9 protein-coding genes and 1 riboswitch are annotated in these 10,101 nt (G+C 63.7%); of the genes, 5 read left to right on the forward strand and 4 right to left on the reverse strand.

Features of this window, described 5'->3' with window-relative positions; all coding sequences use genetic code 11:
- A partial coding sequence (locus EN742_RS12445) for a prephenate/arogenate dehydrogenase family protein (RefSeq protein ID WP_189375299.1) occupies positions 1 to 724 on the reverse strand: 724 nt, incomplete at its 3' end.
- Between the two features lie 5 nt (positions 725 to 729).
- On the reverse strand, positions 730 to 1,839 hold the full coding sequence (gene hisC / locus EN742_RS12450; RefSeq protein ID WP_126058077.1) for a histidinol-phosphate transaminase: 1,110 nt from the start codon (positions 1,837 to 1,839) through the stop codon (positions 730 to 732).
- 138 nt (positions 1,840 to 1,977) lie between these two features.
- Positions 1,978 to 2,055: riboswitch (SAM riboswitch) on the forward strand.
- Positions 2,056 to 2,172: 117 nt separating this feature from the next.
- Between hisC and EN742_RS12455 the strand changes: the two genes are divergently transcribed.
- From EN742_RS12455 to EN742_RS12475, 5 genes are all read left to right on the forward strand, one after another.
- Complete coding sequence (locus tag EN742_RS12455) at positions 2,173 to 3,342, forward strand: homoserine O-acetyltransferase (protein WP_126058076.1); 1,170 nt, start codon at positions 2,173 to 2,175, stop codon at positions 3,340 to 3,342.
- A 58-nt stretch (positions 3,343 to 3,400) separates the two neighbouring features.
- A complete protein-coding gene (metW, locus tag EN742_RS12460) occupies positions 3,401 to 4,015 on the forward strand; it encodes a methionine biosynthesis protein MetW (protein WP_126058075.1) in 615 nt (204 codons plus the stop codon).
- Positions 3,961 to 4,788, forward strand: coding sequence for a Stf0 family sulfotransferase (locus tag EN742_RS12465; RefSeq protein WP_126058074.1), 828 nt, complete (start codon positions 3,961 to 3,963; stop codon positions 4,786 to 4,788). The genes metW and EN742_RS12465 overlap by 55 nt, the downstream gene beginning before the upstream one ends.
- Positions 4,789 to 4,911: 123 nt before the next feature.
- Positions 4,912 to 5,904 (forward strand): glycosyltransferase family 2 protein, encoded by a 993-nt coding sequence (locus tag EN742_RS12470; RefSeq protein WP_126058073.1) that lies wholly within the window; start codon positions 4,912 to 4,914, stop codon positions 5,902 to 5,904.
- Positions 5,905 to 6,081: 177 nt separating this feature from the next.
- Positions 6,082 to 7,017, forward strand: a complete 936-nt coding sequence (locus EN742_RS12475) for a glycosyltransferase family 2 protein (protein ID WP_126058072.1) — start codon at positions 6,082 to 6,084, stop codon at positions 7,015 to 7,017.
- 128 nt (positions 7,018 to 7,145) lie between these two features.
- Here EN742_RS12475 and EN742_RS12480 read toward each other — a convergent pair whose 3' ends face one another.
- Entirely contained in the window at positions 7,146 to 7,946 is an 801-nt protein-coding gene (locus tag EN742_RS12480; protein WP_126058071.1) for a DUF1194 domain-containing protein, read from the reverse strand.
- A gap of 166 nt (positions 7,947 to 8,112) precedes the next feature.
- The gene (locus tag EN742_RS12485; RefSeq protein ID WP_126058070.1) at positions 8,113 to 9,936 is read right to left on the reverse strand and encodes an ABC transporter ATP-binding protein/permease; all 1,824 of its coding nucleotides are present in this window, start codon (positions 9,934 to 9,936) and stop codon (positions 8,113 to 8,115) included.
- Positions 9,937 to 10,101: the final 165 nt, after the last annotated feature.

Consider the following 10,101-nt stretch of genomic DNA (forward strand, 5'->3'; position numbering starts at 1 on the left):
GGCAGACGTCGCGCCACATGGTCGGGTCGGACGCGGCAAGGCGAGTGAAGTCGCGGAAACCGGAGGCGGAGTACTTGATGACTTCGGTCTTGGTCACCGATTCCAGGTCGTCCGCGGTCCCGACGATGTTGTAGGCGATGATGTGCGGCAGGTGCGAGACGATGGCCAGCGTCATGTCGTGATGCTGCGGATCCATTGTGTCTATGTTTGAGCCGCAGCGCCGCCAGAACTCTGAAAGCCTTTCCAATGCCGCGGGATCGGTGCCGGGCACCGGCGTGAAGATGCACCAGCGGTTGTCGAAGAGGTCGGCGAAGCCAGCGTCCGGTCCGGACTTCTCGGTGCCGGCCAGAGGATGGCCAGGAATGAAGTGAACGCCGTCAGGTACATAAGGCTGCATCTGCGCGATGACCGAAGCCTTGGTCGAGCCGACATCGGTGAGGATGGCGCCCTTCTTCAGCGCCGGCGCGATCTCCTCCGCCACTTCGCCGGAGGAGCCGACCGGCACCGAGACGATAACCAGATCGGCATCGCGCACCGCTTGCCTGGCGTCGGTTGCGTAGGAATCGCCGAGGCCGAGCTCCTCGGCCCGCGCCAGCGTGGCGGGGCTGCGGGTGGCGATGGCGACATGGCGGGCCAGGCCCTCGCGGCGGATGAGGCGGGCCGGCGACGAGCCGATCAGGCCGATGCCGACCAGCGCGATCTTTTCGAACATCACAGGTGCCATGGCGCTCAACTTTTCAGGAAGGTCGTGAGGGCGGCAATCACGCCGCGATTGGCTTCTTCGATGCCGACGCTCATGCGCAGCGCGTTGGGGAAGCCGTAGCCGGAAACCCGCCGCAATATGTAGCCGCGCGCCGTGAGATAGTCGTCCGCCGCCGCCGCCGAATGCTTGCCGTCCTCGGGGAAGTGGATCAGCACGAAATTGCCGACGCTCGGCGTCACGCGCAGCCCGAGCTTGGTCAGTTCGTCGCTCAGCCAGGCGAGCCAGGTTTCGTTATGCGCCACGCTGCGCTCGACATGGGCGCGGTCGCGGATCGCCGCGATGCCGGCCTCGATCGCCGTTGCGTTGACGTTGAAGGGGCCGCGCACGCGGTTGATCGCGTCGACGATGTGCATGGGGCCATACATCCAGCCGATGCGCGCGCCGCCAAGGCCGATTTTGGAGAAGGTGCGGGTCATCACCACGTTCTCCGCGCTTCCCGCCAGTTCGATGCCGGCCTCGTAGTCGTTGCGGCGCACATATTCGGCGTAGGCCCCATCCAGCACCAAGAGCACGTTCTTCGGCAGGCCGGCATGCAGCCGGCGCACTTCCTGGAACGGCACGTATGTACCGGTCGGATTGTTGGGATTGGCGAGGAAGATGATGCGGGTCCGCGGCGTCACCGCTGCCAGGATCGCGTCGATGTCGGCGCGCTCATGGGTCTCCTTCACCGTGACCGGCGTGGCGCCGGCCGACTGGATGTAGATCTTGTAGACCATGAAGGCGTGCTCGGTGATGATGGCTTCATCGCCGGACGCAAGATAGGTCTGCGCCAACAGGCCGAGAATCTCGTCGGAGCCGTTGGAGCAGATGATGTTCGCAGGGTTGAGGCCGTGCGCCTCGGCGATCGCCTCGCGCAGCCGCCTGGCGGTGCCGTCGGGATAGACGTCGAGCCTTGCGGCAACCTCCCGCGCCGCCTCGATCGCCTTTGGCGAGGGGCCGAGCGGGTTCTCGTTCGACGACAGTTTATGGACCTTGGCGACACCGGCAGGCGCTGTGCTCTTGCCGGGCACATAGGCTTCGATGTCCATGATGCCCGCGCGGGGCGTCGGACGTGCCTTGTCAGGTGTCTGGTTCATGTCCAAAAGTCCGTCGAGGATGCCTCCAACCGAAGGCCGCAGCGGAAATACAAGCCGTGGCCGCGAATGTCGAGAGGGCGGCAAGGGCGCGAAAAGCCCGACCGTTGACGCCGAGCCGCGCTGGCCCTAGAAGAGCAGCGACAGTTCCGTGGTGATTTGGCCGGTCGGCTTGCAGCCACGTTAAACAATTCGCTAAAGGGCCGTTTGCATCCTGTAACCGGCTTTGCGAAGGCATTGCCGGTTTTTTGTTGCCCGCCGCCGGCCGGACAGTCGCCTGGTCCGGAAACCGGAATCGGTTTCCGGAAACCACGGTGCCTAATGTAAGAGGATGTTATGGCCGTTCTGCGCGCCGCAAAAACCAGCAACGAGGCCGACAATCCGTCGAGCCCGGTGTTGCGCTTCGGCGCCGACAAGCCGCTCAAGCTCGATGCCGGCGCGCTGCTGTCGCCGTTTCAGATCGCCTACCAGACCTATGGCACGCTGAACGACGCCCGCTCCAACGCCATCCTGGTCTGCCACGCGCTGACTGGCGACCAGCATGTCGCCAGCACCAATCCGGTGACCGGCAAGCCGGGCTGGTGGCAGGTGTTGATCGGTCCCGGCAAGATCATCGACACCAACCGCTTCTTCGTCATCTGCTCCAACGTGCTGGGCGGCTGCCTCGGCTCGACCGGCCCGGCTTCGACCAATCCGGCCACCGGCAAGCCCTACGGCCTCGACCTGCCGGTCATCACCATCCGCGACATGGTGCGGGCGCAGCTGATGCTGGTCGACCATTTCGGCATCGAGAAGCTGTTTTGCGTGCTTGGCGGCTCGATGGGCGGCATGCAGGTGCTGGAATGGGCGGCGAGCTATCCCGAGCGCGTCTTCTCGGCGCTGCCGATCGCCACCGGGGCACGTCATTCCTCGCAGAACATCGCCTTCCACGAAGTGGGCCGGCAAGCCGTCATGGCCGATCCGGAATGGCATGGCGGCAAGTATTTCGAATACGGCAAGCGTCCGGAGAAGGGGCTGGCGGTGGCGCGCATGGCCGCCCATATCACCTACCTTTCGGAGGCGGCGCTGCACCGCAAGTTCGGCCGCAACCTGCAGGATCGCGAGGCGCTGACCTTCGGTTTCGACGCCGACTTCCAGATCGAAAGCTACCTGCGCCATCAGGGCATGACCTTCGTCGACCGCTTCGACGCCAACACCTACCTCTATTTGACCCGCGCGATGGACTATTTCGACCTCGTCGCCGATCACGGTGGTCGCCTGGCCGATGCCTTCGCCGGCACCAAGACGCGCTTCTGCCTGGTCTCCTTCACCTCCGATTGGCTGTTCCCGACCGAGGAAAGCCGTTCGATCGTGCATGCGCTGAACGCTGCCGGCGCCTCCGTCTCCTTCGTCGAGATCGAGACCGATCGCGGCCATGACGCCTTCCTGCTCGATGAGCCGGAACTGTTCGCCGCCATCAACGGCTTCATCGGCTCGGCCGCGCGGGCAAGGGGGCTGAGCGCATGACCCCGGAAAGTTGCAGACTTTCCGAGTCAGGATCATGCGCCAAAAGGGAGGCCAGCCTGTGAGCGTCAACCGCGCCCAGCGCGTCGACCTTGAAGTCGTCGCCGATCTCATCCCGCCGCAGTCACGGGTGCTCGATGTCGGCTCCGGCGATGGGCTGCTGCTCGAATTACTACAGGAAACCAAGCAGGTCGACGGCCGTGGGCTGGAACTGTCGCAGCGCGGCGTTAACGAATGCGTGGCGCGCGGCCTCTCGGTCATCCAGGGCGACGCCGACAAGGATCTCGAATTCTATCCCGACAAGGGCTTCGATTTCGTCGTCCTGTCGCAGACCCTGCAGGCGACCCGCAATCCGAAGCTGGTGCTCGACGAGTTGCTCAGAATCGGCAACCGCGCCATCGTCTCTTTCCCCAATTTCGGCCACTGGCGGGTGCGCCTGTCGCTGTTCGTCAAGGGGCGGATGCCGGTGACCAAGGATCTGCCCTATTCCTGGTACGACACGCCCAACATCCATTTCTGCACCATCCGTGACTTCGTCAATCTGTGCGAGGAGCTTGGCGCCACGGTGGAAAAGGCAACCGCCCTCGACGGCAATGGTCAGAGGATCGGCCTCTCCATGCCGTGGTGGTTCTGGAATTTCTTCGGCCAGCAGGCAGTGTTTCTGCTGAAGCGATGATTGCGATGCGTCTCTTTCGTCGGCGTGCGGCCACGGTTGAAATCCCGCCCGACATTCTGTCCGGGATAAAGGCGGGAATTCTTGTCTGCACCTCACCGCGCAGCGGTAGCAATCATCTCGCTGGGTTGATGGCCTCCGCCGAACTGGGGCGTCCACTTGAGTGGTTTGGCGGTCGCCGTTTGCTGGAGCTGCCGGATTATCCTCGCGCCCCCCGCGCGCAGCTTCTGCGTGCGGTGACGGACGGGCGATCCTCTTCAGGAATCTACGCGATCAAGCTTTTCGCAAGCCAATTTGCTCAAGTTGCCAAGAAATTGAACCTGCCCGCGAGCCTTCCGAATCCGCGTTACGTCCGCTTGACGCGCCGTGATCGGCTGGGCCAGGCGATTTCTTGGGCCCGCGCCCGTCAAACCCGCAGATTCCGCTCCACGGAAATCAATGACACACCGCCGCGCTATGACGGTGGCGCGATCGTCGATTCGCTTGAAAGAATTCTGATGGAAAATCTGGCTTGGGATGGCTGGTTCGCAAAAAACGGACTGCCCTACCTTTCTCTGACTTACGAGCAAATTCAGCAAGATCCGCGAGCAAGCCTCAAGCAAATTGCACGCTTGGCGGATACCGAACTTACCTGGGGAACCAACATCGAGTCAGGTCTCGAAATCCAGCGCGACACAATCAATGACGAATGGAGGGAGCGCTTTCTGTCCGAGTACGCCGATCCTTCGAGCTTCTGGCATCGCCCGCGCCACTTCCGTGGTTTCCTGAAGAACTAGAAACAACGAAAACCCACTTGATCGAGGCGGCGAACTCGCAGATGTGGGTAGCGTCTCGGTCGTTTGACAGCAGGCCACCAGGGTTATAGCGACATACACTCCGATGAACCGGTAGCGCCCCCGATGGCTGACGAATACCCCGACTATTCAATCGTCGTGGAAATGGAGAACGCCAAGTCGATCGACTGGGCCGAGATCGGCGTTGGGCTGAACGCCCTGGCGCGCGAAATCGCCGCGGTTTCCGCGATCGGCTTTGCGAGACCGAAACTGATCATCTCGCATGGCGGGCAAGCCGAGGACGCGGACACGCTTCGGCGCAACTTCCGTGCCGAAGCGCCGCGATTGGAAGAAGTGGCGGAGATAGGCTTCGTGGCTTGCCCTGGCGGCCGCTACTACGACCTCAAGAACAATGGCATCAAGGCAACCGAGGGCGAACTGGTCGTCTTCCTGGACTCAGACACCGTACCGGAACGCGACTGGCTTGCAACCCTGCTCGGCCCGTTTCAGGACCCTGGCATCGTCTGTGTCAACGGCTACACGTATCTTTTGTGCGATGACTTCTTTTCGAGAACCTTTGCCCTGATGTGGTTCTTCCCGATGGCCCAGGGCGACAAGAGGTTCGCCTCGAAACGGGCCCTCAACGCCAACAATACTGCCTTCCGGCGCGACTGGATTTCCAGCCACCCGTTTCCTGAAAACAATGGCTTCAAGGTCTCCTGCACCTTGCTGATGCACCAACTGCGCCGCGAAGGCCACGATCTGCGCAACGTCAACGCTCGCGTCTACCACTATTCCCCGCGGGGCTGGCGGTTCTTTTTCTGGCGCGCATTGGTGACCGGCAGGGATGCCGACAGGAAATTCGTCGCGCTCCGGTCGCCCAGCCGGGGCCAGCGGATCGTCAAGTCGTTCAGCCGCTGGTTCACCATGTCGTGGCGCACGGCGCGGCGCATCGTGGGCCATGCGCACCCCGCAGGCATGCCGCTTTGGCAAATCCCGTTCGCCGTCATCGTCGGCCTGGCGTTCTATACCTTGGTCTTCTGGGGACAGCTCAGCTTTGCCGCGGGCATCGTCGGCGACAGGGTCGAGCTCGTGCCGGACTATATCGGCCACAGCTAAAGTGTTGCAGTTGAGGCGCGGTGTCGCGGAATTTGCCGGTTGCAGGCCCTGAGCGCCGGGCGGTCGAGATGACACGGAGGCCTCTTTTTTGTAGCGTTCCACCGAACGCAATCCTGGGCGGGCATGGAAGGCGGCCTCAGATCCATCCGAATATCCCAGAATCCGGGGCCTAGTTGCATGCCGAAAGCTCCCGAGCCGGCGCCCCTCATCACAGTGATCACGCCAACCCACAACCGGCGCAGCCAGGTCGTGCGCGCCGTGGAAAGCGTGCTGGCCCAGAGCCTTGTCCGTTTCGAGCACATTGTCGTCGATGACGGCTCCACCGACGGCACGGCGGCGGCGCTTGCCGAAATCCGCGATCCCCGGCTGATCTATGTCGGCGCGAAATGGCGTGGCGCCAACGCCGCCCGCAATGCCGGTATCGAACGCGCGCGGGCGCCCATTGTCACATTTCTCGATTCGGACGACGTCTATCTGCCGGACCGGCTGGAACGCACGCTGGCGCGCTTCGATGAGAATCCGTCGCTGGAAGTCCTCATCAGCTCTTTCGTGTCCGTGAAGGGCAACCGGGCCACCAGATGCGTCAACCGCGAGGCTTTCCTGACCCGCAACACGTTGGAACGGGCCCTGGTCTCCCAGACCATATTCATCGCCGGTTCCGCGATAACCGCCCGGCATGAATCGCTGCTGGCGATCGGCGGCTACGACAGCGACATCGCGCGCATGCAGGATCGCGAATTGCTGCTGCGCTTCGCCCGCCGCGGCGGCGCGCTGCTCACCGAGGAAATCGACTGGAAGAAATACAATTCGGAGAATTCGATTTCCGGCCGCCGTGACGGCTATGTCGAGGCCTATGCGAACCTCATCGACAAGCACCCTTACATCGCTGACCGCTATCCCGAGATCCCGCCCTATATGATCGCGCGCCAGATCATCGCCGATACGATGAAGGGCAGGATTTCGCAGGCATTCGCCGGTTATCTGGCCAACCGCTCGTCCAAGTCGCTCGGCTACTCGCTGCCGCAGCTGTTGCGCGGCTATGTCGACGGTCGCCGCCGCCGGCGTGACCTCTATGACGAGTTCCGCGAGAAATACGGCGCGCGGCCCGCCTGATCTTGTCGTGCCCCGAACCTGTCGGCTTAGAGCAATTCCAGGAAAAGTGTGTAACGGTTTTCCGTCCTGAATCGCGTAGAAACAAAAAGTTAGAGCGGTTCCGCGATTCCTTGAAACGCTGAACCGCTCTAGCGATCGAGTTCCGGGAAATAGGGATCGGAATAGAAACGGCGGTCGCGCTCGCCCCGCAGGCAGTCGATGGGTGGCTCGGCATCGATCCGGACCGCCGCCGTGTCGGCGATGCCGCTCACCTCGAGGATCAGCTTGCGCCGGATGGCGGTCGAGAACTCGGAAGCCGCGTAGATCGGCAGCACGAAGGAGCCCGGCCCGCCGGTGACGCATTCGGCATAGTAGCGGTCGAGATGGCTGAAGGTTGGCGATGGGCTGATCAGGATCGGCAGGCCGTTGACGATGATGCCCTTGGCCAAAGCCGCGTCGCGCTCCGTGGTGACTGGCGGACCGGTGTTGTTGGGGCCGTCGCCGGAAATGTCGATGACGCGCCGCTGCGTCTTGAAGGCGCTTTGCCCGAAGAGCCCGGTGCCGAAGGCGAGCGCGCCGGAGATTGAAGTGCCACGGAAGCTGCGGAAGGGCCGCGCCGCGATCCCGTCAGCGAAGGCATCGGCGCTGTCGCTGCCATCAATGATCTGCCAGGCAAGCACCGCGTCGTCGCGGATGGTGCCCGCCCACTCGAAATAGGCGATCGCGATGCGGCCGTTGGTGCCAGCTCGCACCGCCTTGATGAAGTCCGGATGCCTGAGCGCCTCGACATAGCCGGCGCGCTGCAGCGCGAACTCGCGCTCGTCCATCGACGTCGAGATGTCGACCGCAAGCACCAGTTCGACATCCACAGCGGCTGGCGCGGCTGGCATCGGCAAGGGCGTTGCCTGAGCGCAGCCGAGACAGGCAAGCAGGCTGAGCACGTCGAACATGGTCGCGTGCGTCCGGTTTGACGCGCATCATCTTCCGCGCCGATCACGGCGAAATAAAGCTGGAGCAATTCCAGCAAAAGCGTGAAACGGTCAGGCTCGGCGACTTCGCCGTAGCCTTCCGTCCGGAATTGCGCGAAAACAAAGAGATAGACCGCCGCTCTATCGCTCACTTCTTCTTGCGCGCAGCGTGCGGCGGCGGCTCGATCGCGCCGGCCCTGACCCGCGCGGGCTTCAGCGCCGACCCGGCTGTATCCTTCACGATCGTCAGCGAGCGCGGAAAGAACTGGTTGTTGTGCTGGCCGCGGCCGATGTTGAGGATGGCGGCATCCGGCAGGCGCTTCTCCAGCATCGCCAGCACGCGTCGCAGCGTCGCGCCGTCGAACGTGTCCATCGCCTCGTCGATGATCACCCATTTTGGCCGCCTGAGCGCGAGCCTGGCGACGGCAAGCAGGCGCTGCTCGTCATCGGCCAGTTCGTGCTCCCAGCGCGCCGAACGGTCGAGCGAGGAGGCAAGCCGTTCGAGGCCGACTTCCGTCAGCACCGCCGCGATCTCGGCATCCTCGACCGTGATGTCGTCGGTGTGGTTCAGCACCTCACGCAGCGTGCCGAGCGGGAAATAGGGGGTGCGCGGAACGAAGATCGGCGCCGCTCCGGTCGGCATGCCGATGCGGCCGCTGCCCCACGGCCACAGCCCGGCAATGGCGCGGAAGAACAGCGTCTTGCCGGCGCGCGGGTCGCCGGTGATCATGACGCGCTCGCCGGGGCGAATCTCGACATGCGGCTCGGCAAGCTTCGTGCAGCCGTCAGGCGAGGCGACCTCAAGCTTCTCGAAGGTCAGCGTCCCGCCGGGGTTTTCGGCAAAAATGATGCGCTTTTCGGTGTCGTGGAAGACATCGGTTTCGCCGAGCGCGATGCGGAAATCGGCGACGCGCATCAGCGTCGCTCGCCAATCGGCGATGCCGCCTATGTTGTTGATGAACCAGCGCAGCGAGGAATGGACCTGGTTGAAGGCGCCGACCGCCATCATCAGGCCGCCGAAGCTGATGTCGCCGGCGAAATAGACCGGCGCGGCAACCAGGATCGGCGCCACCACGGTGATCCAGCCATAGGTGTCGGTGACCCAGGAGAGATTGATCTGGGCGCTGTAGATGCGCCGCATGGCGCCGAGCACCGTGCCGAGGTCGAGCTCGAGTTGCCGCCTGGCGTCGGCCTCGCCATGCGCAAGCGCGATGGCATCGATGTTCTCGTTGACGCGGACCATTGAGGACCTGAGTTCGGCCTCGCGCGTGTAGCGGTCGCTGTTGAAGCGGATCAGCGGCCGTCCGACCAGCCAGCTCAGCCATGAGGCGATGCCGGCATAGAGGATCGCCGCCCACACCATGTAGCCAGGGATCGCCAGCGAATAACCGCCGATGTGGAAGACGAAGCCCGACGACAGTGTCCACAGCACACCGATGAAGGACGCCAGCAGGATGAAGGCCTGCAGGAGGCCGACGCCGAGATCGGTCGACAGGTCGGAGAGATGGCCGGCGTCCTGCTGCATGCGCTGGTCCGGATTGACGCCGATGGCGCCGGCATGCGCCAGCCGGAAGGCGCGCGCCGGCCGCATCCACTCCTCGATCAGGTCGAGCGTCAGCGCCTCGCGCAGCTTCAGGCGGATGGTCTGATTGAGCCAGGTCTGGCCGACATTGAGCACCAGAAGCCCGCCGGCGATGGCAGCGAAGACCATGAGTTGGTGCAGGAAACCCGGCAGGTCACGCCGCGCCAGCGCATCGTAGAAGGGCTGGTTCCAACGGTTGAGCAGCACTTGGCCGATCGCAGTCGCGACGATGACGGCGACGATGCCGAGACAGGCCCAGACGAACTGCCTGCGCACCGGCGAGGATTTCAGCGCCTGCCGGATCGTCGCCAACTGGTCGCCGAGGCTGCTGGCTTCGACAGACACGGCGGCGGGCGCCGGACCGGCCTTGTCATCCGCTTGATCAGCCATGTCAGATGTCCCTGCTTTCGGAAAAGGTACTGAAACCGGCGCGAGCGCGACCGGCATGTCCTTCAGGCCGCGAACCCGCCCCCGACAGATAGGATGAGGCAAGGCGCTGCCGCGATCACGAACGCGTCACCCGGGCTTGCACCTTGTTCGCGGCCAGCCGCCCGA

This window comes from Mesorhizobium sp. M4A.F.Ca.ET.020.02.1.1 (assembly GCF_004022645.1).
Taxonomy (GTDB): domain Bacteria; phylum Pseudomonadota; class Alphaproteobacteria; order Rhizobiales; family Rhizobiaceae; genus Mesorhizobium.

What these genes read in the sequence shown, in the direction of transcription:
- hisC (WP_126058077.1), bottom strand. Translation starts at nt 1,839, where the DNA reads ATGAACCAGACACCTGACAAGGCACGTCCGACGCCCCGCGCGGGCATC.
- EN742_RS12455 (WP_126058076.1), top strand. Translation starts at nt 2,173, where the DNA reads ATGGCCGTTCTGCGCGCCGCAAAAACCAGCAACGAGGCCGACAATCCG.
- EN742_RS12470 (WP_126058073.1), top strand. Translation starts at nt 4,912, where the DNA reads ATGGCTGACGAATACCCCGACTATTCAATCGTCGTGGAAATGGAGAAC.
- EN742_RS12475 (WP_126058072.1), top strand. Translation starts at nt 6,082, where the DNA reads ATGCCGAAAGCTCCCGAGCCGGCGCCCCTCATCACAGTGATCACGCCA.
- EN742_RS12480 (WP_126058071.1), bottom strand. Translation starts at nt 7,946, where the DNA reads ATGTTCGACGTGCTCAGCCTGCTTGCCTGTCTCGGCTGCGCTCAGGCA.
- EN742_RS12485 (WP_126058070.1), bottom strand. Translation starts at nt 9,936, where the DNA reads ATGGCTGATCAAGCGGATGACAAGGCCGGTCCGGCGCCCGCCGCCGTG.